Annotated in this window: 21 protein-coding genes; 17 read left to right on the top strand and 4 right to left on the bottom strand. The window is 70.4% G+C overall.

Annotated features, from left to right (window positions below):
- Positions 1–21: 21 nt before the first annotated feature.
- Together thrS and ACGFYY_RS14775 are read left to right on the top strand one after the other, a co-directional pair.
- The gene (gene thrS / locus ACGFYY_RS14780) at positions 22–1,998 is read left to right on the top strand and encodes a threonine--tRNA ligase (RefSeq protein ID WP_365269161.1); all 1,977 of its coding nucleotides are present in this window, start codon (positions 22–24) and stop codon (positions 1,996–1,998) included.
- 81 nt (positions 1,999–2,079) lie between these two features.
- The gene (locus ACGFYY_RS14775) at positions 2,080–2,640 is read left to right on the top strand and encodes an HIT domain-containing protein (RefSeq protein ID WP_365269164.1); all 561 of its coding nucleotides are present in this window, start codon (positions 2,080–2,082) and stop codon (positions 2,638–2,640) included.
- A gap of 69 nt (positions 2,641–2,709) precedes the next feature.
- Here the strand turns inward: ACGFYY_RS14775 and ACGFYY_RS14770 are convergent, their stop codons facing one another.
- From ACGFYY_RS14770 to ACGFYY_RS14760, 3 genes are all read right to left on the bottom strand, one after another.
- Positions 2,710–3,117 (bottom strand): DUF1992 domain-containing protein, encoded by a 408-nt coding sequence (locus tag ACGFYY_RS14770; protein ID WP_365269167.1) that lies wholly within the window; start codon positions 3,115–3,117, stop codon positions 2,710–2,712.
- Between the two features lie 30 nt (positions 3,118–3,147).
- Positions 3,148–4,812, bottom strand: a complete 1,665-nt coding sequence (locus tag ACGFYY_RS14765; RefSeq protein ID WP_393709431.1) for a hypothetical protein — start codon at positions 4,810–4,812, stop codon at positions 3,148–3,150.
- 146 nt (positions 4,813–4,958) lie between these two features.
- Positions 4,959–7,163, bottom strand: coding sequence for an elongation factor G-like protein EF-G2 (locus tag ACGFYY_RS14760; protein WP_393709586.1), 2,205 nt, complete (start codon positions 7,161–7,163; stop codon positions 4,959–4,961).
- Between the two features lie 335 nt (positions 7,164–7,498).
- On the opposite strand from ACGFYY_RS14760, the gene pgsA reads away from it, so the two are divergent.
- From pgsA to ACGFYY_RS14745, 3 genes are read left to right on the top strand one after another with little or no spacing between them, the layout of a single operon-like run.
- On the top strand, positions 7,499–8,161 hold the full coding sequence (gene pgsA, locus ACGFYY_RS14755; RefSeq protein ID WP_365269175.1) for a phosphatidylinositol phosphate synthase: 663 nt from the start codon (positions 7,499–7,501) through the stop codon (positions 8,159–8,161).
- Positions 8,161–9,063, top strand: a complete 903-nt coding sequence (locus tag ACGFYY_RS14750; RefSeq protein WP_393709428.1) for a phosphatidylinositol mannoside acyltransferase — start codon at positions 8,161–8,163, stop codon at positions 9,061–9,063. Before pgsA ends, ACGFYY_RS14750 begins: the two co-directional genes overlap by 1 nt.
- Positions 9,063–10,235: a glycosyltransferase family 4 protein gene (locus tag ACGFYY_RS14745; protein WP_393709426.1), complete on the top strand. Its 1,173-nt coding sequence runs from the start codon at positions 9,063–9,065 to the stop codon at positions 10,233–10,235. The genes ACGFYY_RS14750 and ACGFYY_RS14745 overlap by 1 nt, the downstream gene beginning before the upstream one ends.
- 4 nt (positions 10,236–10,239) lie before the next feature.
- On the opposite strand, the gene ACGFYY_RS14740 is transcribed toward ACGFYY_RS14745, so the two are convergent.
- Complete coding sequence (locus ACGFYY_RS14740; RefSeq protein ID WP_393709424.1) at positions 10,240–10,854, bottom strand: hypothetical protein; 615 nt, start codon at positions 10,852–10,854, stop codon at positions 10,240–10,242.
- Positions 10,855–10,934: 80 nt separating this feature from the next.
- Between ACGFYY_RS14740 and ACGFYY_RS14735 the strand changes: the two genes are divergently transcribed.
- From ACGFYY_RS14735 to ACGFYY_RS14680, 12 genes are all read left to right on the top strand, one after another.
- A complete protein-coding gene (locus ACGFYY_RS14735) occupies positions 10,935–11,477 on the top strand; it encodes a hypothetical protein (protein ID WP_109780847.1) in 543 nt (180 codons plus the stop codon).
- A gap of 151 nt (positions 11,478–11,628) precedes the next feature.
- Positions 11,629–12,546 (top strand): pyridoxal 5'-phosphate synthase lyase subunit PdxS, encoded by a 918-nt coding sequence (pdxS, locus tag ACGFYY_RS14730; RefSeq protein ID WP_030010552.1) that lies wholly within the window; start codon positions 11,629–11,631, stop codon positions 12,544–12,546.
- Positions 12,547–12,552: 6 nt separating this feature from the next.
- On the top strand, positions 12,553–13,146 hold the full coding sequence (gene pdxT, locus ACGFYY_RS14725) for a pyridoxal 5'-phosphate synthase glutaminase subunit PdxT (RefSeq protein ID WP_033222573.1): 594 nt from the start codon (positions 12,553–12,555) through the stop codon (positions 13,144–13,146).
- A 57-nt stretch (positions 13,147–13,203) separates the two neighbouring features.
- Positions 13,204–13,956: a YebC/PmpR family DNA-binding transcriptional regulator gene (locus ACGFYY_RS14720; RefSeq protein ID WP_365269188.1), complete on the top strand. Its 753-nt coding sequence runs from the start codon at positions 13,204–13,206 to the stop codon at positions 13,954–13,956.
- Positions 13,957–14,085: 129 nt separating this feature from the next.
- Positions 14,086–14,616, top strand: a complete 531-nt coding sequence (ruvC, locus tag ACGFYY_RS14715; protein ID WP_365269191.1) for a crossover junction endodeoxyribonuclease RuvC — start codon at positions 14,086–14,088, stop codon at positions 14,614–14,616.
- Positions 14,613–15,245 (top strand): Holliday junction branch migration protein RuvA, encoded by a 633-nt coding sequence (ruvA, locus tag ACGFYY_RS14710; protein ID WP_365269194.1) that lies wholly within the window; start codon positions 14,613–14,615, stop codon positions 15,243–15,245. The genes ruvC and ruvA overlap by 4 nt, the downstream gene beginning before the upstream one ends.
- Before the next feature lie 108 nt (positions 15,246–15,353).
- Positions 15,354–16,415, top strand: a complete 1,062-nt coding sequence (gene ruvB / locus ACGFYY_RS14705; protein ID WP_393709419.1) for a Holliday junction branch migration DNA helicase RuvB — start codon at positions 15,354–15,356, stop codon at positions 16,413–16,415.
- 165 nt (positions 16,416–16,580) lie between these two features.
- Entirely contained in the window at positions 16,581–17,057 is a 477-nt protein-coding gene (gene yajC, locus ACGFYY_RS14700; protein ID WP_365269200.1) for a preprotein translocase subunit YajC, read from the top strand.
- Between the two features lie 153 nt (positions 17,058–17,210).
- Complete coding sequence (secD, locus tag ACGFYY_RS14695; protein WP_393709417.1) at positions 17,211–18,998, top strand: protein translocase subunit SecD; 1,788 nt, start codon at positions 17,211–17,213, stop codon at positions 18,996–18,998.
- A 3-nt stretch (positions 18,999–19,001) separates the two neighbouring features.
- The gene (gene secF / locus ACGFYY_RS14690; RefSeq protein ID WP_365269206.1) at positions 19,002–20,057 is read left to right on the top strand and encodes a protein translocase subunit SecF; all 1,056 of its coding nucleotides are present in this window, start codon (positions 19,002–19,004) and stop codon (positions 20,055–20,057) included.
- On the top strand, positions 20,054–20,608 hold the full coding sequence (locus ACGFYY_RS14685) for an adenine phosphoribosyltransferase (protein ID WP_393709414.1): 555 nt from the start codon (positions 20,054–20,056) through the stop codon (positions 20,606–20,608). Before secF ends, ACGFYY_RS14685 begins: the two co-directional genes overlap by 4 nt.
- Before the next feature lie 211 nt (positions 20,609–20,819).
- Complete coding sequence (locus tag ACGFYY_RS14680; RefSeq protein ID WP_030774487.1) at positions 20,820–23,240, top strand: bifunctional (p)ppGpp synthetase/guanosine-3',5'-bis(diphosphate) 3'-pyrophosphohydrolase; 2,421 nt, start codon at positions 20,820–20,822, stop codon at positions 23,238–23,240.
- The last annotated feature ends 9 nt before the right edge of the window (positions 23,241–23,249 follow it).

Below are 23,249 nucleotides of genomic sequence, written 5' to 3'. Positions count from 1 at the left end.
CCCCTGAGTCAGGAGAGACCGGTGTCAGACGTCCGTGTGATCATCCAACGCGATTCCGAGCGGGACGAGCGCGTGGTGGCCACGGGCACTACGGCGGCGGAGCTCTTCGCCGGCGAGCGCACCATCGTCGCCGCGCGCATCGCGGGCGAGCTCAAGGACCTCGCGTACGAGGTGAAGGACGGCGAGACCGTCGAGCCGGTGGAGATCTCCTCCGAGGACGGCCTGAACATCCTGCGCCACTCGACCGCGCACGTCATGGCGCAGGCCGTGCAGGAGCTGTTCCCCGAGGCCAAGCTCGGCATCGGCCCGCCGGTCCAGAACGGCTTCTACTACGACTTCGACGTCGCCCGCCCCTTCACCCCCGATGACCTCAAGGCCATCGAGAAGAAGATGCAGGAGATCCAGAAGCGGGGCCAGAAGTTCTCCCGCCGCGTGGTCACCGACGAGGCGGCCCGCGAGGAGCTCGCCGACGAGCCGTACAAGCTGGAGCTCATCGGCATCAAGGGCTCCGCGTCGACCGACGACGGCGCCGACGTCGAGGTGGGCGGCGGCGAGCTGACCATCTACGACAACCTGGACGCGAAGACCGGAGACCTGTGCTGGAAGGACCTCTGCCGCGGTCCCCACCTGCCCACCACCCGGAACATCCCGGCGTTCAAGCTCATGCGCAACGCGGCCGCCTACTGGCGCGGCAGCGAGAAGAACCCGATGCTCCAGCGCATCTACGGCACCGCGTGGCCGTCGAAGGAGGAGCTGAAGGCCCACCTCGACTTCCTCGCCGAGGCCGAGAAGCGCGACCACCGCAAGCTCGGCAACGAGCTCGACCTCTTCTCCATCCCGGACGAGATCGGCTCCGGCCTCGCCGTCTTCCACCCTCGCGGCGGCATCATCCGCCGCACCATGGAGGACTACTCGCGCAAGCGGCACGAGGAGGAGGGTTACGAGTTCGTCTACTCCCCGCACGCCACCAAGGGCGCCCTCTTCGAGAAGAGCGGCCACCTGGACTGGTACGCGGAGGGCATGTACCCCCCCATGCAGCTCGACGGTGGTACCGACTACTACCTCAAGCCCATGAACTGCCCGATGCACAACCTGATCTTCGACGCGCGCGGCCGCTCCTACCGCGAACTGCCGCTGCGCCTGTTCGAGTTCGGCACCGTGTACCGGTACGAGAAGTCGGGTGTCGTCCACGGCCTGACCCGCGCCCGCGGTTTCACCCAGGACGACGCGCACATCTACTGCACCCGCGAGCAGATGGCGGAGGAGCTCGACACGACCCTCACCTTCGTGCTCAACCTGCTGCGCGACTACGGTCTGACCGACTTCTACCTGGAGCTGTCCACCAAGGACCCGGAGAAGTTCGTCGGCTCGGACGAGGCCTGGGAGGAGGCGACCGCGGTCCTGGCCCAGGTCGCCGAGAAGCAGGGTCTCCCGCTGGTCCCGGACCCGGGCGGCGCCGCCTTCTACGGGCCGAAGATCTCCGTGCAGTGCAAGGACGCCATCGGCCGTACCTGGCAGATGTCGACCGTGCAGCTCGACTTCAACCTGCCGGAGCGCTTCAACCTGGAGTACACCGCGCCCGACGGCTCCCGTCAGCGTCCGGTCATGATCCACCGCGCGCTGTTCGGTTCCATCGAGCGGTTCTTCGCCGTGCTGCTGGAGCACTACGCGGGCGCCATGCCGCCGTGGCTGGCCCCGGTCCAGGCGGTCGGCATCCCGATCGGCGACGGGCACGTCGAGTACCTGCAGGAGTTCGCCGCGGCGGCGAAGAAGCAGGGCCTGCGGGTCGAGGTGGACGCCTCCTCCGACCGCATGCAGAAGAAGATCCGTAACCACCAGAAGCTCAAGGTCCCGTTCATGATCATCGTCGGTGACGAGGACATGGCCGCGGGCACCGTCTCCTTCCGTTACCGCGACGGTTCGCAGGAGAACGGCATCGCCAAGGACGAGGCGCTGGCCAAGCTGGCCAAGGTCGTCGCGGACCGCGTCCAGGTCTGATCCGGCCGCGTCCGTACGAGGAAGGCCCCCGGAAAGTGATCACTTTCCGGGGGCCTTCCTCGCACGCCAGGCCAAGGTCATATGCTTGCCGCCATGACGACTCAGCCGGAGCAGCAGATCGGTGTGGGCACTCAGGACGCGTTCCAGCGTCTGTGGACGCCCCACCGGATGGCCTACATCCAGGGGGAGAACAAGCCGACCGGCCCGGAGGCCGGGGACGGCTGTCCCTTCTGCGGGATTCCGGAGATGTCCGACCAGGACGGCCTGGTCGTCGCGCGGGGCCGGCACGTGTACGCGGTGCTGAACCTCTACCCGTACAACGGCGGCCACCTGATGGTCGTCCCGTACCGGCACGTCGCCGACTACACCGAGCTGGACGGGCCGGAGACGGCCGAGCTCGCCGACCTCACCAAGCGGGCGATGATCGCGCTCCGCAAGGCCTCGGGCGCGCACGGATTCAACATCGGCATGAACCAGGGCGCGGCCGCCGGTGCCGGCATCGCCGCGCACCTGCACCAGCACATCGTGCCCCGCTGGGGTGGGGACACGAACTTCATGCCGGTCGTGGGCCACACCAAGGTGCTGCCCCAACTCCTCGCGGACACCCGCCAGATGCTCGCCGACGCCTGGCCCGTCGACTAGGCCGTCCCCGTCCGGATCCTGCCGGTCGGCAGGATCCGGACGGGGACGCCCCGGCGGGAGTTCCGGAGGTCAGGCCTGGTCCGGGCGGTCCCGACGCCAGGTCCGCACCTCGGCCTCGACGTCGAACTCCGTCAGACCCAGGGGCGGGCCCGGCGGGGGCATGCGCAGGGCCGCCGCGATCTTCTCGTTGATCTCCGTGAGGACGTCGCGCACCTGGCGTTCCGAGCGGGCCGCCCGGACCTTCTCCACGGCGTCCTCGGCCTCCTTGCGCAGCGCGAGCGCCGGAGGCAGGACGGCGAAGCCCTCGCGGTGCATCTTGTCCTTGATCCACCACTGCTCGTCGTAGGGCGCGTCCAGCGAGGCCAGCGGCTTGCCGTAGCCGGGCAGGCTCGTGAAGTCGCCCCGTTCCGTGGCCTGTCGGATCTGCCGGTCCACGAAGGACTCGAAGCTGACACCCGGTGGCTTGCGCTCGGTCATGTTCCCTCCTCCGCCGTGCCTCCAGCCTACCTACGCGTCGTAGACGTCGGCCTTGCGCGGAGCGGGCTCCTGGATGAGCCCGCTCATGATCGAGGAGCGGTTCGTGAAGCGCTCGGTGTCGACGCCGTTCTCCTCCAGCACCTTGAAGGTCGCCGCGTGGATCGACCGCAGGACCGGGGCCACCGTGCGCAGGGCGTCGTCCGCCATGAACCGGTGCCGCCACATCGAGCTCGCCCAGACGTGGCGCAGGCCGAACGGCTCGGGCAGGACCAGCTTGCCCCCGAAGAACTCCAGGAGCGGCGGGTACCAGGTCAGCGGGGCCCGTACGGCGAGGCGCACCACCTCTTGCGCGTCCACCAGCGGAAGCGGGCGCTCCACGGTCTCCCAGAAGCGGATGCTCTTGGGCACCTCCACCACCGGGGCCGCGGACTTGGACGTGAACAGCCCGTGCACGGGGCCCAGGGCGTGCGCGGTGACGTCCACGCGCAGCGTCTTGTAGAGCACGGTGACCGTGACCAGCATGTTGATGACCAGCTGGCCGTCCCAGAGCGGGTACTGGATGCCCAGGTAGTGCCGGTCGCCGGCGCTGAACTGCTGCTCGTTGCAGATCCGGGTGATCTCGTGCGGCTTGATGAGGAAGGCGTCGACGTTCTCGCCGGTGGGGCGGGCCACCTCGGCGGCGCCCTCGCCGATCGGGGTGACGATCCAGTGCTGGATCGCGGCGGGCGGGAAGCCACCGGTGTGCAGGGGGCCCCGTTCCAGCTTGCGGAGCTGGGCGTCGATCCCGCGTATGACGTCCCAGCTGCGGAAGGGGTGGATCTCCATGCCCTCGCTCTTGGGGGCCAGCTCCTCGGCCATCTGCCAGCTGCCCCACCGGGTGCCCATGCCGAGGATGCCCTTGGGGCCCGCGTAGAAGACCTGGTTGCTCCGGTCCTCCGCGGTCAGCTTGGCGAGCTGGTGGCGCAGGTCCTCGCGGGCCTTCTCGTCGGGGTTGCCGGGCACGGCCTCCGGGATCTTGGCGCCGACCCCGCCGCCGGACAGCAGCCCGTCCCAGCGCGAGCGAAGGTCCCTGGCGGTGGCCTCGCAGGCGCGGCGGGCGAGCAGCCAGCCCAGGGCCGGGGCGATGATCATGGCGCGGGCGTAGAGGCCGAGGAAGCCGGTGAGCGGCAGCTTGAACATCAGGACGGCCACCACGAGGGCGACGCCGACGAGGAGTACGGTGCCCAGCCACGAGGCCCTGCCCTCCTTGGAGGCGAGGCTCTTGCGCAGCTGGAACAGGCCCAGCCACAGCAGCAGCCCGGGCAGGAACAGCACACCGCAGACCAGCGTGATCAGCCGGAGCTTGCGGTCGCGCGCCTTGCGGATGTGCGAGGCGGCCAGGCAGTGCTCCACCACCGTCTGCGGATCCGCGCCGAAGGACTGGATCAGTGGCTTGCGGCCGGCCCCGAGCGTGCGGGCCTCCACGGCCCGGCAGAAGGCCTCGCCGAGGCTGGGTTCGAAGAGGGAGATCTTCGGGGGCTTGACCGTCGCGGGGTGGTTCTCGTTGTTGGCGGTGAGTAGCTTGTCCAGCTTGCTGTCCTTGCCGCCGTCCCGGTAAGCGGCCGAGGCCAGGGCGTTGGTCGCCGCCGTCTGCCCGCCACCCCCCTGCAGCGGAACCTGCGCCCCGGGCCTGAAGTCGAATCCGTCGTCCGCCACCGCTGCCCCACCCCCATCGCCTTGCGTTCCTGCTCTTTTGGTGCGCCGACGAGCCTATCGGCGGATCTCGCCCCATGGTCATGGGACAGGGAAATGCCGCCCACCGCAAGCTGGTTGGGTGGGCGGCCGATCAGCTGCTACAGCAATCAACTTCCCTTCTCGGCCTGTTCACGCACCTTTTCCGCGATCTGCGGCGGCATCGGTTCGTGGCGGGCGTACGCCCGGGCGAAGCGGCCGGTGCCGTGCGAGACCGAGCGCAGCTCGACGGCGTAGCGGCCGATCTCGATCTCCGGGATCTCGGCGCGGACCCGGGTGCGTCCGGCCGCGGCCTGGTCGGTGCCGACGACGCGGCCGCGGCGGCCGGCGAGATCGCTCATGACCGGGCCCACGTACTCGTCGGGGACGACGACGGCGAGCTCGGCCACCGGTTCGAGGAGGTCGATCCGGGCCTCGGCGGCGGCCTCGCGCAGGGCGAGGGCCCCGGCCGTCTGGAAGGCGGCGTCGGAGGAGTCCACCGAGTGCGCCTTGCCGTCGAGGAGGGTGATGCGCACGTCGACCAGCGGGTAGCCGGCGGCGAGCCCGCGGGCGGCCTGGGCGCGTACGCCCTTCTCCACGGACGGGATGAACTGGCGGGGCACGGCGCCGCCGACGACCTTGTCGACGAACTCGATGCCGCTGCCGGGCGGCAGCGGCTCCACCTCGATCTCGCAGATGGCGAACTGGCCGTGGCCGCCGGACTGTTTGACGTGCCGGCCGCGCCCGGCGGCCTTGGCACCGAAGGTCTCGCGCAGGCTCACCTTGTGCGGGACCGGGTCGACCTGGACGCCGTAGCGGGTGCGCAGCCGCTCCAGGGCCACGTCCTGGTGGGCCTCGCCCAGGCACCACAGGACGACCTGGTGGGTGTGCGGGTTCTGCTCCAGCCGCATGGTCGGGTCCTCGGCGACGAGTCGGGCCAGGCCCTGGGACAGTTTGTCCTCGTCGGCCTTGCTGTGGGCCTCGATCGCGAGGGGGAGCAGGGGGTCGGGCATGGTCCACGGCGCCATGAGCAGCGGGTCGTCCTTGGCGGAGAGGGTGTCACCGGTCTCCGCGCGGGTGAGCTTGGCCACGCAGGCCAGGTCGCCGGCGATGCAGCGGGTGAGGACGCGCTGCTGTTTGCCGAAGGGGGAGGAGAGGGAGCCGATGCGCTCGTCGAGTTCGTGAAGGGCGCGGCCCTCCTGCCCGCGGTCGGCGAGCCCGTGCCCGCTGACGTGGACGGTCTCCTCGGCCTTCAGGGTGCCGGAGAAGACGCGGACGAGGGAGACGCGGCCGACGTAGGGGTCGGAGGAGGTCTTGACGACCTCGGCCACCAGGGAGCCGTCGGGATCGCAGGTGACGTCCGGGCGGGCGGAGCCGTCGGGACGGGTGACGGGGACGGCGGCGCGCTCCAGGGGGGTGGGGAAGCCGCCGGTGACCAGTTCGAGGAGTTCCACGGTGCCCAGACCCTGGCGGGCGCCGTCGGTGGCGGGGGCGGCCATCAGGACGGGGTGGAAGGTGCCGCGCGCCACCGCCCGCTCCAGGTCGTCGACGAGGGTCTTGAGGTCGATCTCCTCGCCGCCCAGGTAGCGGTCCATGAGGGACTCGTCCTCGCTCTCGGCGATGATCCCCTCGATGAGTCGGGCGCGGGCATCGGTGATGAGGGCGAGCTCGGCGGGGTCCGGGTCGCGCTCCACGCGCTCGCCGGACGCGTACTCGTAGACACGCCGGGAGAGCAGACCGAGCAGGCCGGTGACGGGGGCGTGCCCGTCGGGGCCGGGCGGGCCGTGCAGGGGGAGGTAGAGGGGGATGACCGCGTCGGGGTCGTCGGCGCCGAAGATCTCGCCGCAGACGGTGGTCATCTGCGTGTAGTCGGAGCGGGCGGCCTCCAGGTGGGTCACGACGATGGCGCGGGGCATGCCGACGGCCTCGCACTCGTCCCAGACCATCCGGGTGGCGCCGTCGATGCCGTCCGAGGCCGAGACGACGAAAAGGGCCGCGTCCGCCGCGCGCAGACCGGCCCTGAGTTCTCCGACGAAGTCGGCGTATCCGGGGGTGTCCAAGATGTTGATCTTGATTCCGCCCCATTCGACGGGGACGAGGGACAGCTGGACGGAGCGCTGCCGGCGGTGCTCGATCTCGTCGTAGTCGGAGACGGTGGCCCCGTCCTCGACCCGGCCGGCCCGGTTGACCGCTCCCGCGGTCAGCGCGAGGGCTTCGACCAGCGTGGTCTTGCCGGATCCGCTGTGGCCGACCAGCACGACGTTCCGGATGGAAGAGGGACGGTCGGCCGTCAGTGCCCTGCCGGCGGCTCCGGCTTGGTGTGATGTGGCTCCCATGATGCTCATGCCTCCCGGTGGTGACGGTGAGGAGGATCAGGTGGTGTGGGGATCGGGTGGGATCAGGTGTCCGGCTCGATGTCCCGGCCGCCTCCACGGAGGAGGAATGCGGGATTCTTCGAGCTTTGCACTGGTGTCACATCCCGTCCATACGTCGTACCGGGGAGGTACCCGAGGACGTGCCCGGGGCCTACGAGAGACGGTCCGCGGCGTGAAGAACGTCTTACGTGACACGAACCGGTGGGTGCGCGGCGTCCGCGCGGTGGCGTGCCGGCTACGATGGGCCAGCCGGTGGCCGTGGTGGCCGTGCGGCCCAGCGACCCTCCGGGAAGGCCATGCTGAACAAGTACGCGCGTGCATTCTTCACGCGTGTTCTCACGCCATTCGCCGCATTTCTGCTCCGGCGGGGGGTGAGCCCGGACGCGGTCACCCTGATCGGCACGGCCGGAGTGGTGGCCGGAGCGCTGTGGTTCTTCCCTCGCGGCGAGTTCTTCTGGGGCACCATCACCATCACCCTCTTCGTCTTCTCCGACCTGGTGGACGGGAACATGGCCCGCCAGGCCGGAGTCTCCAGCCGGTGGGGAGCCTTCCTCGACTCCACCCTCGACCGGGTCGCCGACGCGGCGATCTTCGGCGGCCTCGCCCTCTGGTACGCGGGCAACGGCGACGACAACGCGCTCTGCGCGGTGGCGATCTTCTGCCTGGCCAGCGGCCAGGTGGTCTCGTACACCAAGGCGCGCGGCGAGTCGATCGGGCTGCCGGTCGCCGTCAACGGGCTCATCGAGCGGGCCGAGCGACTGGTGATCTCGCTGGTCGCGGCCGGCCTGTCCGGGCTGCAGACCTTCGGCGTGCCGTCCTGGATCGGCGTCCTGCTCCCGATCGCCCTGTGGATCGTGGCGGTGGGCTCGCTCGTCACTCTGATCCAGCGGGTGGTCACCGTACGTCGCGAATCCGCCGAGGCCGACGCCGCGGCCGCCGCCGAGGGTGGCGCGGCCTGATGGGCACCATGCAGGACAAGCTGGTCGACTCGCTGTACGGGCTCGGCTGGGCCGGGGTCAAGAAGCTGCCCGAGCCGGCCGCCGTGGCCCTGGGCCGCCGGATCGCCGACTTCGCGTGGAAGCGGCGCGGCAAGAGCGTGCTGCGGCTGGAGTCGAACCTGGCGCGGGTCGTGCCCGACGCCGGTCCCGAGCGGCTGCGCGAGCTGTCGCAGGCGGGCATGCGCTCGTACATGCGGTACTGGATGGAGTCCTTCCGGCTGCCGACCATGGACCCGAAACGGTTCGGCACGGACGTCGAGTTCAAGGACGAGCACCTGCTGCGCGAGGCCCTCGACTCCGGGCGCGGAGTGGTCGTGGCCCTGCCGCACCTCGCCAACTGGGACCTCGCCGGAGCCTGGGCCATCGGCCACATGAACGCCCCGTTCACCACGGTCGCCGAGCGGCTCAAGCCCGAAACCCTCTACGACCGCTTCGTGGCCTACCGCGAGAGCCTGGGCATGGAGGTCCTGCCGCACAGCGGCGGCGCCGCCTTCGGCACCCTCGCCCGGCGGCTGCGCTCCGGCGGCCTGGTCTGCCTGGTCGCGGACCGGGACCTGTCGGCCTCCGGGGTGGAGGTGGACTTCTTCGGATCCACGGCGCGCATGCCGGCCGGACCGGCGCTGCTGGCCCAGCAGACCGGCGCGGTGCTGCTCCCGGCCACCCTGCACTACGGTGACACGCCGAAGATGTACGGCCGGATCCACCCCGAGGTGGAGGTCCCCGAGGCCGGGACCCGGACCGAGAAGACCACCGTCATGACCCAGGCGGTGGCGGACGCCTTCGCGTCGGGCATCGCCGAGCACCCGGAGGACTGGCACATGCTGCAGCGGCTGTGGCTGGACGACCTGGAGGAGCGCCCGTAGTGAAGATCGGCATCGTGTGCCCGTACTCGTGGGACGTGCCCGGTGGCGTCCAGTTCCACATCCGGGACCTGGCGGAGCACCTGATCCGCCTCGGCCACGAGGTGTCGGTGCTCGCCCCGGCGGACGACGACACCCCGCTGCCGCCGTACGTGGTCTCGGCCGGGCGGGCGGTGCCGGTCCCGTACAACGGCTCGGTGGCCCGCCTCAACTTCGGGTTCCTCTCCGCCGCCCGGGTGCGGCGCTGGCTCCACGACGGCACCTTCGACGTGATCCACATCCACGAGCCGGCCTCGCCCTCGCTCGGCCTGCTGTCCTGCTGGGCCGCGCAGGGGCCGATCGTCGCGACGTTCCACACCTCGAACCCCCGGTCACGGGCGATGATCGCGGCGTACCCGATCCTGCAGCCGGCCCTGGAGAAGATCAACGCCCGGATCGCGGTGAGCGAGTACGCGCGGCGCACGCTGGTGGAGCACCTGGGTGGCGACGCGGTCGTCATCCCCAACGGCGTCGACGTGGACTTCTTCGCCAAGGCCGAGCCCAACCCGGACTGGTCCGGTCACACCCTGGGCTTCATCGGCCGGATCGACGAGCCTCGCAAGGGCCTGCCCGTGCTGATGGCGGCCTTCCCGAAGATCGTGGAGGCCTGCCCGGACGTACGGCTGCTCGTGGCGGGCCGCGGCGACGAGGAGGAGGCGGTCGCGTCCCTGCCCGCGGACCTGCGCAAGAGGGTCGAATTCCTCGGCATGGTCTCGGACGAGGACAAGGCGCGGCTGCTGCGCAGTGTCGACGTGTACGTGGCCCCGAACACCGGCGGTGAGAGCTTCGGCATCATCCTGGTCGAGGCCCTGTCGGCGGGCGCGGCCGTGCTCGCGTCGGACCTGGACGCCTTCGCGCAGGTCCTGGACCAGGGCGGGGCGGGCGACCTCTTCGCCAACGAGAACGCCGACGCCCTGGCGGCGGCGGCCGTCACCTTGCTGCGGGACCCGGAACGTCGGGCCGAACTCAGCGCCCGCGGCTCCGCCCACGTCCGCCGCTTCGACTGGTCGACGGTCGGGGCGGACATCCTGGCCGTCTACGAGACGGTGACGGACGGCGCGGCGGCGGTGGCCACCGACGAACGCGTCCCGCTCCGCACCCGCCTCGGCTTCTCGAAGGACACCGCGTCGTCCTGAGGCGTCACCACCCGGCGGAGACGACCTGGTCGGGCCGTCCGCCGGGGGCGACGGTCACCTCGTGGACCACGCCGCCCGAGGTGGTCAGGCGGATCCGGTCGGGGGCCGTCCATACGGCCTCGCGGAGCTCGTTGTCGGTGGCGTCGCCGTTGAAGTAGCCGACGGCCCAACGGCGCTCCCGGGGCCAGCTGCCCTGCTGGACGTACACGTACCACAGCGGGTCGATCATGGCCGAGCCCTCTTCGACGACCAGGCGACGGTCGTCCCGGCCGGGGGCCGTCAGACTCTGCGTCTGTTCCTGCCCACCGGCCAGCATGGCCAGCATGGTGGCGAGGCTCATGACCATGACTCCGAGAATGGCCACCGGGAGTCCCAGGGCGAGGCGCGTCGCCGTCTTCCGTGCTCCCAGCAGGATCCCGCCGACCAGGGCGACCAGCGTCACCCAGCCCATGCCGACGAAGTGGCCGTGCACCTGGTTCATCACGACGAGCCCGCCGTTTGAACCGCCCCAGAAGTAGGCGGCCAGGGTGGCCGCCACGAGTGCGGCGGCCACCGCGAGCAGTGCGCGTGCCGTTGTTCTGCGGTGCGACTTCATGTGTCCCGTCCCCCCGATGTTCATGGATCACGGACCTTACTGGGAGCGGCCCGGGCCAGGGGCGATGGGGATCCGGGGCGCCCGGAGCGGTAGGGTCGCGCAGCGTGATCGAAACCCTTGTCTGGATCGCGCTGGCTCTCGGAGTCATCGGGGTCTACCTCAGCTGGACCGCGGGCCGGCTCGACCGGCTGCACTCGCGGATGGACGCCGCGCGGGCCGCGCTCGACGCACAGCTCGTGCGGCGGGCCTCCGTCGTGTTGGAGGTGGCCACCTCCGGGGTGCTCGACCCCGCCTCGTCCCTGGTGCTGTACGAGGCCGCGCACGCCGCCCGGCAGGCCGAGGAGGACCACCGCGAGGTGGCGGAGAGCGAGCTCAGCCAGGCGCTGCGGGCGGTCTTCGCCGATGCCGACCAGGTCGACGTGCTCAAGGCGGCCCCCGGAGGGGCGGAGGCCACGGAGGAGCTGGCGGCGGCCGTCCGCCGGGTGCCGATGGCGCGGCGCTTCCTCAACGACTCGGTACGGGCCGCCCGCGCGCTGCGCAGGCATCGCAAGGTCCGCTGGTTCAGACTGGCGGGGCACGCGCCCTTCCCGCTCGCCTTCGAAATGGACGACGAGCCGCCGGTGGATCTTGCAGATCGGCCGATCTAGGGGTGTCCAAGGGCCGCGAGGGACAAATCAAGGGGCCACGGGCTCCATATTGGCCCTTGTAGTGGACTGATCCCCTGGGGTTTCCTCAGCCGAGTAGTACGAGCAGTAGTACCCGTCTTCCTTTCGAGCTCCCTTCGAGTGAGGTCAATCCGTGAGCACGCTTCCCACCTCCCCCCAGTCCGCCGAGTCGGCGATCGGCACCTCGCGCGTCAAGCGCGGCATGGCCGAGCAGCTGAAGGGCGGCGTGATCATGGACGTGGTCAACGCCGAGCAGGCGAAGATCGCCGAGGACGCCGGCGCCGTGGCCGTCATGGCCCTGGAGCGGGTCCCGGCCGACATCCGCAAGGACGGCGGCGTCGCGCGCATGTCGGACCCCAACATGATCGAAGAGATCATCGAGGCCGTCTCGATCCCGGTCATGGCCAAGTCCCGCATCGGCCACTTCGTCGAGGCCCAGGTCCTGCAGTCCCTCGGTGTCGACTACATCGACGAGTCCGAGGTCCTGACCCCGGCCGACGAGGTCAACCACTCCGACAAGTGGGCGTTCACCACCCCCTTCGTCTGTGGCGCCACGAACCTGGGCGAGGCCCTGCGCCGCATCGCCGAGGGCGCGGCCATGATCCGCTCCAAGGGCGAGGCCGGCACCGGCAACGTGGTCGAGGCCGTCCGCCACCTGCGCCAGATCAAGAACGAGATCGCCCGCCTGCGCGGCTACGACAACAACGAGCTGTTCGCCGCCGCCAAGGAGCTGCGCGCCCCGTACGAGCTCGTCAAGGAAGTCGCCGAGCTCGGCAAGCTCCCGGTCGTGCTCTTCTCCGCCGGTGGCGTCGCCACCCCGGCCGACGCCGCGCTCATGCGCCAGCTCGGCGCCGAGGGCGTCTTCGTCGGCTCCGGCATCTTCAAGTCGGGCGACCCGGCCAAGCGCGCCGCCGCCATCGTGAAGGCCACCACCTTCTACGACGACCCGAAGATCATCGCGGACGCCTCCCGCAACCTGGGCGAGGCCATGGTCGGCATCAACTGCGACACCCTCCCCGAGTCCGAGCGCTACGCCAACCGCGGCTGGTAATCGGTCATGACGAACACCCCCGTGATCGGTGTCCTGGCTCTCCAGGGCGACGTCCGGGAACACCTGATCGCCCTGGCCGCGGCGGACGCCGTGGCCAGGCCGATCCGGCGTCCCGAGGAGCTCGCCGAGGTCGACGCCCTGGTGATCCCCGGCGGCGAGTCCACCACCATGTCGAAGCTCGCCGTGCTGTTCGGCATGCTGGAGCCGCTGCGCGAGCGTGTGGCGGCCGGTATGCCCGTGTACGGCACCTGCGCCGGCATGATCATGCTGGCGGACAAGCTCCTGGACGGCCGCGAGGACCAGGAGACCCTGGGCGGCATCGACATGATCGTCCGCCGCAACGCCTTCGGCCGCCAGAACGAGTCCTTCGAGGCGAAGATCGACTTCGCGGGCATAGCGGGCGGCCCCGTCGAGGGCGTCTTCATCCGCGCCCCCTGGGTCGAGTCCGTCGGTGCCGCCGCCGAGGTGCTCGCCACGTACGACGGCCACACCGTCGCCGTGCGCCAGGGCAATGTCCTCGCCACCTCGTTCCACCCCGAGCTGACCGGAGACGACCGCGTTCACGCGTACTTCGTCGACATGGTGCGCGCGGGGCTGTAACGGGCTCCCGGTAGGATCGGAGACGAACACTGTTGGTGACGCGAAGGAGACAGGCAGATGTCCGGCCACTCTAAATGGGCTACGACGAAGCACAAGAAGGCCGTGGTTGACGCCAAGCGCGGCAAGCTCTTCGCGAAGCTGATCAAGAACATCGAGGTCGCGGCCCGTATGGGCGGCGCCGACATCGATGGCAACCCGACGCTCTTCGACGCCATCCAGAAGGCCAAGAAGAGCTCGGTCCCGAACAAGAACATCGACTCCGCGGTCAAGCGCGGCGGCGGTCTCGAGGCCGGCGGCGCCGACTACGAGACGATCATGTACGAAGGCTACGGTCCGAACGGCGTCGCGGTGCTCATCGAGTGCCTCACCGACAACCGCAACCGTGCCGCGTCCGACGTGCGCGTCGCCATGACCCGCAACGGCGGTTCGATGGCCGACCCGGGCTCGGTCTCGTACCTGTTCAACCGCAAGGGCGTCGTCCTGCTGCCCAAGGGCGAGCTTTCCGAGGACGACGTCCTGGAGACGGTGCTCGACGCGGGCGCCGAAGAGGTCAACGACCTCGGCGAGAGCTTCGAGATCATCAGCGAGGCCACCGACATGGTCGCGGTCCGTACCGCGCTCCAGACGGCCGGCATCGACTACGACTCGGCCGACTCCAACTTCCTGCCGACCATGCAGGTCGAGCTGGACGAAGAGGGCGCGCGCAAGATCTTCAAGCTGATCGACGCGCTGGAGGACAGCGACGACGTGCAGAACGTCTTCGCCAACTTCGACGTCTCGGACGAGGTCATGGAGAAGGTCGACGCCTGACCGGCGTCCACCACGCACAGCACCGGGCAGCGGGCCGACGGGGACACACCCCGGCGGCCCGCTGCTTTGTCAGCGCCACCCGATAACCTGCGAAGCTGCACGTACAGGAGAGCGAAGAAGGGGGCACGGGTGCGGGTACTGGGCGTTGACCCGGGGCTGACGCGATGTGGTGTCGGCGTGGTCGAGGGGGTGGCCGGCCGCCCCCTCACCATGATCGGCGTGGGGGTCGTACGGACGCCCGCGGACGCCGAGTTGGGCCACCGCCTCGTCGCCATCGAGCAGGGCATCGAGGAATGGCTCGACATGCACCGGCCCGAAGTCGTCGCCGTGGAGCGGGTGTTCAGCCAACACAACGTCAGGACCGTGATGGGAACCGCCCAGGCGAGCGCCGTCGCGATGCTGTGCGCCGCCCGCCGCGGGATACCGGTCGCCCTGCACACCCCCAGCGAGGTCAAGGCCGCCGTCACCGGCAGCGGCCGGGCCGACAAGGCCCAGGTCGGCGCGATGGTCACCCGGTTGCTCAGACTGGACGCGCCGCCCAAGCCGGCGGATGCCGCCGACGCCCTCGCCCTGGCCATCTGTCACATCTGGCGGGCCCCCGCCCAGAACCGCCTCCAGCAGGCGGTCGCCCTGCACGCCTCGAAAGGCCGTACCCGATGATCGCCTTCGTCAGCGGCCCCGTCGCCGCCCTCGCCCCCACCCTTGCCGTCATCGAGGTCGGGGGAGTGGGCATGGCCGTGCACTGCACCCCCACCACCATCTCCGGCCTGCGGATGGGGGAGACGGCTCGGCTGGCCACCTCCCTGGTCGTCCGCGAGGACTCGCTGACCCTGTACGGCTTCGCCGACGACGACGAACGGCAGGTCTTCGAGATCCTGCAGACCGCCAGCGGGGTCGGGCCACGGCTCGCCCAGGCGATGCTCGGCGTGCACAGCCCCGACGCGCTACGGCTGGCCGTCTCCACCGGCGACGAGAAGGCGCTGGTGGCGGTACCGGGCATCGGCAAGAAGGGCGCCCAGAAACTACTCCTCGAACTGAAGGGCAAGCTGGGGGCCCCGCTGGGCAGCAGCGGCCTCGTCGGCGCCCAGCGGGCCGCGGCCACCGGGCCCGCCCCCTGGACCGAGCAGCTCTCCGCCGCCCTGATCGGCCTCGGCTACGCCTCGCGCGACGCGGAGGACGCGGTGGCGGCGGTGACGCCGCAGGCCGAGGCAGCCATCGCCGCCGACGGTTCGGCCCCGGTGCCGCAGCTCCTGCGGGCCGCCCTCCAGTCCCTCAACCGCGCCCGCTAGGGCCTGGCCTCCCGAGGCTCCGCGCCCTGAACGGCGGCGGGGCCGGAGGGTAGGGGCTCCGCCCCCGGCGACAGACCACCGTACGAACCGAGAAGGCAGACTGACAGCGTGAACTGGGAAGACGAGAGCGACGACCGGATCGTGGCGGCCGCCGCCGACGGCGAGGACACCGCTGTCGAGGCGGCGCTGCGACCGAAGGACCTCGGGGAGTTCGTCGGCCAGGAGAAGGTCCGCCAGCAGCTGGACCTCGTCCTCAAGGCGGCCCGCCGGCGCGGAGCCACCGCCGACCACGTCCTGCTCTCCGGCGCGCCCGGCCTCGGCAAGACCACCCTGTCCATGATCATCGCGGCCGAGATGGGCGCGCCCATCCGCATCACCTCCGGCCCCGCCATCCAGCACGCCGGCGACCTCGCCGCGATCCTCTCCTCGCTCCAGGAGGGCGAGGTGCTCTTCCTCGACGAGATCCACCGCATGTCCCGGCCCGCCGAGGAGATGCTCTACATGGCCATGGAGGACTTCCGCGTCGACGTGATCGTCGGCAAGGGACCCGGGGCCACCGCGATCCCGCTGGAGCTGCCGCCCTTCACCCTGGTCGGCGCCACCACCCGGGCCGGACTGCTGCCCCCGCCCCTGCGGGACCGCTTCGGCTTCACCGGGCACATGGAGTTCTACGCCCCCGAGGAGCTGGAGCGTGTCATCCACCGCTCCGCCCGCCTCCTCGACGTGGAGATCGACACCGCCGGCGCCGCCGAGATCGCCGGACGCTCCCGCGGCACCCCGCGCATCGCCAACCGCCTGCTGCGCCGTGTCCGTGACTACGCCCAGGTCCGGGCCGACGGTGTGATCAACCGCGAGGTGGCCGGTACCGCCCTTCAGGTGTACGAGGTGGACGGGCGCGGACTCGACCGACTGGATCGCGCCGTTCTCGAAGCACTGCTCAAGCTGTTCGGCGGCGGGCCCGTGGGCCTGTCCACCCTCGCCGTGGCCGTGGGGGAGGAGCGGGAGACAGTTGAGGAGGTCGCGGAACCGTTCCTGGTCCGCGAGGGGCTGCTCGCGCGCACCCCCCGAGGACGGGTGGCGACGCCCGCCGCATGGGCCCACCTGGGGCTCGTACCACCGCAGCACGGCGGGAGTGGATCAAGCGGACAACAGGGCTTGTTCGGGGCCTGACGGCGCGGAGGTTCGACCCCTCAGGAACTGCGGTGCCATGCTGGGCGTTGTTCCATCGGTGCGGACTCGCCTAGACTCCGCCGATGCCGACCCTTCGGGTCGGTGTGCCCACCCCCGTAGAAAAGGCCGCCGTCCGCGTGCGGTCGTGCGAAGGATCTCCGTCCCGTGAATCTCGTGACACTCCTCCCGTTCATCGTGCTCATCGGGGCGATGTTCCTGATGACCCGCTCCGCGAAGAAGAAGCAGCAGGCAGCCGCGCAGATGCGCGACCACATGACGCCCGGCACCGGGGTCCGCACCATCGGCGGTATGTACGCCACGGTGAAGGAGATCGGTGACGACACGGTCACGCTCGAGCTGGCCCCCGGCGTCCACGCGATCTTCGCGAAGAACGCCATCGGTGCCGTTCTGGAGGACGCGGAGTACAACCGCATCGTCCACGGCATCGACGACGACGAGGCGACCGACACGCCGGTCGTCCCCGACGACGCCTCTTCGCTGACCGAGGCCCCGAAGGCGGACCTCACCAAGGACGAGGACGAGGCTCCCAAGCTCGACCTGGGCAAGAAGGACGAGGACGCGCCCAAGGGCGACGACGAGCCCAAGGACGGAAAGTCCGACGGCGAGGCCGGCGCGAAGTAACGCTCGGCCGGGGACCGTGGAGGCGCCCGACCGGCGACCCGCACGGTCCCCGTCTGTGACACTTCTGCGGGGGGCAGGGGTCCCCACCACACATTTCGTGGCCGTCCCCGCGCTGACCCGGCGCGGGACGGTTGGACAGGGAGAAACGACAAGGTGGCAGCACCGAAGAAGGGCCGGCGGCCCACGGGGGCTCAGGGGAGGCCGGGGCGCGCCCTGGCGATCATCCTGATCGCGATGGTGGCGCTCACCGCGGGGATGTTCCTCTCCAAGCAGACGACTCCCAGGCTGGGCATCGACCTCGCCGGTGGCACGAGCATCACGCTCAAGGCCAAGAGCGAGCCGGGCAAAGAGAGCGCCATCAACGAGACCAACATGAACACGGCGGTCGGCATCATCGACCGCCGCGTCAACGGTCTCGGCGTGTCCGAGGCCGAGGTCCAGACCCAGGGCCGCGACCACATCATCGTGAACATCCCCAAGGGGACGAACGAGCAGCAGGCGCGCGAGCAGGTCGGTACCACCGCCCAGCTGTACTTCCGCCCGGTCATCGCCTTCGCGGACGGCTCCCCGGCCGCTCCCGAGGGCACCCCGAGCCCGAGCCCCTCCGCGAGCGGCTCCGAGGCTCCCAAGGCAGGGGACGGCAAGTCCAGCCCCTCCGCCACCCCGTCGTCCAGCGCCACTTCCCAGGGCCGCGCGCTCAGTGAGGCCCTCAAGGCCCCGGCCGCCCCCACTCCCTCGCCCTCGGCGAGCGAGTCGAAGAAGGCAGACGACACCAAGGCTCCGTCGCCCTCCGCCTCCGCGCCGGCGCCGACCGGTGACGAGGCCGCGGCCGCGGCCCTCCAGACCAAGTTCGCGGCGTTGGACTGCAACGACCCGGCGCAGCGCGCCGCCGCCGGCCAGGGCGCCAAGCCCGAGGAGCCGATGATCGCCTGCGGTCAGCGCGGCGACGCCTGGGGCAAGTGGGTCCTCGGCCCGGCCCAGGTCAACGGTCAGGACGTGAAGGAAGCCAAGGGGCAGATCGACCCCCAGCGCGGCCAGTGGATCGTCACCATGCAGTTCACCGACAAGGGCGCCGACAAGTTCGCCAAGATCACCGGTGAGCTGGCCACCAAGCAGATGCCGCAGAACCAGTTCGCGATCGTGCTCGACGGCAAGGTCATCTCCGACCCGTCGGTGAGCCAGGCGCTGACCGGTGGCAACGCCGAGATCTCGGGCGGCTTCACCCAGCAGTCCGCGCAGGACCTGGGCAACATGCTCTCGTACGGCGCCCTGCCGCTCTCCTTCAGCGAGGACAGCGTCACCACCGTCACCGCCGCGCTCGGCAGTGAGCAGCTGAAGGCCGGCCTGATCGCCGGCGCCATCGGCCTCGCCCTCGTGGTGATCTACCTGCTGGCGTACTACCGGGGCCTGGCGTTCATCGCCATCGTCAGCCTCATGGTCTCCGCGATCCTGACCTACACGATCATGTCGCTGCTCGGAAAGGGCATCGGCTTCGCGCTGAACCTGCCCGCCGTCTGCGGCGCGATCGTGGCGATCGGTATCACGGCGGACTCGTTCATCGTGTACTTCGAACGCATCCGGGACGAGATCCGCGAGGGCCGCACCCTGCGTCCGGCCGTCGAGCGCGCCTGGCCGCGCGCCCGTCGCACGATCCTGGTCTCCGACTTCGTGTCGTTCCTCGCCGCGGCGGTGCTCTTCATCGTCACGGTGGGCAAGGTCCAGGGCTTCGCCTTCACACTGGGTCTTACCACCCTGCTCGACGTGGTCGTAGTGTTCCTCTTCACCAAGCCCGTCATGACCTTGGTGGCGCGCACGAACTTCTTCGCCAGCGGTCACCCGTGGTCCGGGCTGGACCCGAAGCGGCTGGGCGCCAAGCCTCCGCTGCGCCGGTCCCGCCGTACCGGTCCCGCCCCCGCCCCCGTCGACGCAAAGGAGGCGTGAGAGATGTCGAAACTGGGAGATCTCGGCGCCAAGCTGTACCGCGGTGAGGTCGGCTACGACTTCGTCGGCAAGCGCTTTCTCTGGTACGGCGTTTCCATCCTGATCACCATCACGGCGATCGTCGCCCTGGCCGTCCAGGGCCTCAACATGGGCATCGAGTTCAAGGGCGGTGCCGTCTTCACCACCCCGAAGACGGCCGTCTCCGTCGCCGCGGCCACGGAGGCCGCGGAGAAGGTCTCGGGCCACGACGCGATCGTCCAGGAGCTCGGCACCGGCGGACTGCGCATCCAGATCTCGGGTGTGGACACCGACGCCGCGACCGACGTGAAGAAGAAGCTCGCCACCGACCTCAAGGTCGACCAGGCCGCCATCAACGCCGACCTGGTCGGCCCCAGCTGGGGCGAGCAGATCGCGAACAAGGCCTGGACCGGTCTCGGCGTCTTCATGGTCCTCGTGGTGATCTACCTGGCCATCGCCTTCGAGTGGCGGATGGCGGTCGCGGCGCTGATCGCGCTGATCCACGACCTCACGATCACCGTCGGTGTGTACGCGCTCGTCGGCTTCGAGGTCACCCCGGGCACGGTCATCGGTCTGCTGACGATCCTCGGATACTCCCTCTACGACACCGTCGTCGTCTTCGACGGTCTCAAGGAGGGCTCGAAGGACATCACCAAGCAGACCCGCTGGACGTACAGCGAGGTGGCCAACCGCAGCATCAACGGCACCCTGGTCCGCTCGATCAACACCACGGTCGTGGCGCTCCTCCCGGTCGCCGCGCTGCTGTTCATCGGCGGTGGCTTCCTCGGCGCCGGCATGCTGAACGACATCTCGCTGTCGCTGTTCGTCGGCCTCGCGGCCGGTGCGTACTCCTCGATCTTCATCGCGACCCCGCTGGTCGTGGACCTCAAGGAGCGCGAGCCGGCGATGAAGGCGCTCAAGAAGCGGGTGCTCGCCAAGCGGGCGGCCGCGGTGGCCAAGGGCGAGTCCCCGGACGCGGCCTACGCGGACGAGGACGAGCCACAGGTCGTGGCGCAGGGCCGGTCGGGGCGGCGGCGTTGACCGCGCCGCTGTCCGAGGACGTCCGGTCGCTGCTGCTCAGCCGGATCAAGGACGTGCCGGACTACCCGAAGCCGGGCGTGATGTTCAAGGACATCACCCCGCTGCTGGCGGACCCCAAGGCGTTCGCCGCGCTGACGGACACGCTGGTGGAACTGGCCGGGCGGTACGGAGCCACGAAGATCGTCGGGCTGGAGGCGCGCGGGTTCATCCTCGCGGCTCCGGTCGCCGTGCAGGCCGGGATCGGCTTCGTGCCGGTGCGCAAGGCCGGCAAGCTGCCGGGTGCGACGCTGGCGCAGTCGTACGAGCTGGAGTACGGCACCGCGGAGATCGAGGTCCACGCCGAGGACCTGACGGCCGGTGACCGGGTCATGGTCATCGACGACGTGCTGGCCACCGGTGGTACGGCGGAGGCCTCGCTCTCGCTGATCCGTCGGGCCGGGGCGGAGGTCGCGGGTGTGGCGGTGCTGATGGAGCTGTCGTTCCTGCCGGGGCGGGCCAAGCTGGCGCCGGCCCTGGGTGAGGCTCCGCTGGACGCGCTGATCGTGGTCTGACCCTGTTACGCCGAAGCGGCGGGTGTCCGGGAAGCCCTGGGTGCCCGCCGCTTTCGTGTGGGGCACCGCTGCCGGGCGGGGGCTTCGTCCGGGCGCGGAGGCTGGGGGAACGGGGTGGGCGAACCCTCGCTACCATGGGTTGTCCGGACCGGACACGGGCACCGGATCCACCCCCGGACTCCGTCCGGGGGGACCCCCGTGAGGAGCGCTCTTGCCAGACGAGGTCCAGCCCATCTCCGCCGCGCAGCCCGACCCGCAGGCCGAGCAGGCCACGGCGGCCCCCGCCACGCCCCCGCCGGCGCCGCCGGTCAAGCCCGCGCCGGCGAAGTCCGCCGGGTCCTCGAACCGGGTGCGCGCCCGTCTCGCCCGGCTCGGCGTACAGCGCTCGAACCCGTACAACCCGGTTCTGGAGCCGTTGCTCCGTATAGTTCGCAGCAACGACCCCAAGATCGAGACGTCGACGCTGCGCCAGCTGGAGCAGGCCTACCAGGTCGCCGAGCGGTGGCACCGCGGTCAGAAGCGCAAGAGCGGCGACCCGTACATCACCCACCCGCTCGCGGTGACCACCATCCTCGCCGAGCTCGGCATGGACCCGGCCACCCTCATGGCGGGTCTGCTGCACGACACCGTCGAGGACACCGAGTACGGCCTCGAAGACCTGCGCCGCGACTTCGGCGACGCCGTGGCCCTGCTCGTCGACGGCGTCACCAAGCTGGACCGGGTGAAGTTCGGCGAGGCCGCCCAGGCGGAGACCGTCCGCAAGATGGTCGTGGCCATGGCCAAGGACCCGCGCGTCCTGGTCATCAAGCTCGCCGACCGGCTGCACAACATGCGCACCATGCGCTACCTCAAGCGGGAGAAGCAGGAGAAGAAGGCCCGCGAGACCCTTGAGATCTATGCCCCGCTGGCACACCGGCTGGGCATGAACACGATCAAGTGGGAACTCGAAGACCTCTCCTTCGCGATCCTCTACCCGAAGATGTACGACGAGATCGTGCGCCTGGTCGCCGAGCGGGCCCCCAAGCGCGACGAGTACCTCGCCGTCGTCACCGACGAGGTGCAGGTCGACCTCCGGGCCGCCCGCATCAAGGCCACCGTGACGGGCCGCCCGAAGCACTACTACAGCGTCTACCAGAAGATGATCGTCCGCGGCCGAGACTTCGCGGAGATCTACGACCTGGTGGGCATTCGCGTCCTCGTCGACACCGTCCGGGACTGCTACGCGGCCCTGGGCACCGTGCACGCGCGATGGAACCCGGTCCCCGGCCGGTTCAAGGACTACATCGCGATGCCCAAGTTCAACATGTACCAGTCGCTCCACACGACGGTCATCGGACCCAGCGGCAAGCCCGTCGAGCTGCAGATCCGCACCTTCGACATGCACCGCCGCGCCGAGTACGGCATCGCCGCGCACTGGAAGTACAAGCAGCAGACCGTCGCCGGCACCTCCAAGGTCCGCACCGACGTCCCCCAGGCCGCCAAGGGCAGTGCCGGCCAGGACACCGTCAACGACATGGCCTGGCTGCGTCAGCTGCTGGACTGGCAGAAGGAGACCGAGGACCCGGGCGAGTTCCTCGACTCGCTGCGCTTCGACCTCTCCCGCAACGAGGTCTTCGTCTTCACCCCCAAGGGCGACGTCATCGCGCTGCCCGCCGGCGCCACCCCGGTGGACTTCGCGTACGCCGTCCACACCGAGGTCGGCCACCGGACGATAGGGGCCAGGGTCAACGGCCGGCTCGTCCCGCTGGAGTCCACGCTCGACAACGGCGACCTGGTCGAGGTCTTCACCTCCAAGGCCGAGGGCGCGGGCCCGTCCCGCGACTGGCTCGGCTTCGTCAAGTCCCCGCGGGCCCGCAACAAGATCCGCGCCTGGTTCTCCAAGGAACGCCGCGACGAGGCCATCGAGCACGGCAAGGACGCCATCGCGCGGGCCATGCGCAAGCAGAACCTGCCCATCCAGCGCATCCTGACCGGCGACTCGCTCGTCACGCTGGCGCACGAGATGCGCTACCCGGACATCTCCTCCCTCTACGCGGCGATCGGCGAGGGCCACGTGGCCGCGCAGGGCGTCGTGCAGAAGCTGGTGGCGGCCCTCGGCGGCGAGGAAGCGGCCAACGAGGACATCGAGGAATCGATCCCGCCGGCGCGCGGCCGCAAGCGGCGCAGCAACGCCGACCCGGGTGTCGTCGTCAAGGGCGTCGACGACGTGTGGGTCAAGCTGGCCCGCTGCTGCACCCCGGTGCCGGGCGACCCGATCGTCGGCTTCGTCACGCGCGGCAGCGGCGTATCGGTCCACCGCGCGGACTGCGTCAACGTGGACTCCCTCTCCCAGGAGCCCGAGCGGATGCTGGAGGTCGAGTGGGCACCCACCCAGTCCTCCGTCTTCCTGGTCGCCATCCAGGTCGAGGCGCTGGACCGGTCCCGACTGCTGTCGGACGTCACCCGAGTCCTGTCCGACCAGCACGTCAACATCCTCTCGGCGGCCGTCCAGACCTCCCGCGACCGGGTGGCCACCTCCCGGTTCACCTTCGAGATGGGCGACCCGAAGCACCTGGGCCACGTCCTGAAGGCCGTCCGGGGCGTCGAGGGCGTCTACGACGTCTACCGCGTGACGTCCGCCCGTAGGCCGTGACACACGGGA

Source organism: Streptomyces sp. NPDC048331 (assembly GCF_043201215.1).
In the GTDB taxonomy this organism is placed as follows: Bacteria; Actinomycetota; Actinomycetes; order Streptomycetales; family Streptomycetaceae; genus Streptomyces.
This window is presented reverse-complemented; position numbering and strand designations above follow the sequence as displayed.

Coding starts and splice junctions, on each gene's coding strand:
- ACGFYY_RS14775 (WP_365269164.1), top strand. CDS start 2,080: ATGCTTGCCGCCATGACGACTCAGCCGGAGCAGCAGATCGGTGTGGGC.
- ACGFYY_RS14770 (WP_365269167.1), bottom strand. CDS start 3,117: ATGACCGAGCGCAAGCCACCGGGTGTCAGCTTCGAGTCCTTCGTGGAC.
- ACGFYY_RS14760 (WP_393709586.1), bottom strand. CDS start 7,163: ATGGGAGCCACATCACACCAAGCCGGAGCCGCCGGCAGGGCACTGACG.
- pgsA (WP_365269175.1), top strand. CDS start 7,499: ATGCTGAACAAGTACGCGCGTGCATTCTTCACGCGTGTTCTCACGCCA.
- ACGFYY_RS14750 (WP_393709428.1), top strand. CDS start 8,161: ATGGGCACCATGCAGGACAAGCTGGTCGACTCGCTGTACGGGCTCGGC.
- ACGFYY_RS14740 (WP_393709424.1), bottom strand. CDS start 10,854: ATGAACATCGGGGGGACGGGACACATGAAGTCGCACCGCAGAACAACG.
- pdxT (WP_033222573.1), top strand. CDS start 12,553: ATGACGAACACCCCCGTGATCGGTGTCCTGGCTCTCCAGGGCGACGTC.
- ACGFYY_RS14720 (WP_365269188.1), top strand. CDS start 13,204: ATGTCCGGCCACTCTAAATGGGCTACGACGAAGCACAAGAAGGCCGTG.
- ruvA (WP_365269194.1), top strand. CDS start 14,613: ATGATCGCCTTCGTCAGCGGCCCCGTCGCCGCCCTCGCCCCCACCCTT.
- secF (WP_365269206.1), top strand. CDS start 19,002: ATGTCGAAACTGGGAGATCTCGGCGCCAAGCTGTACCGCGGTGAGGTC.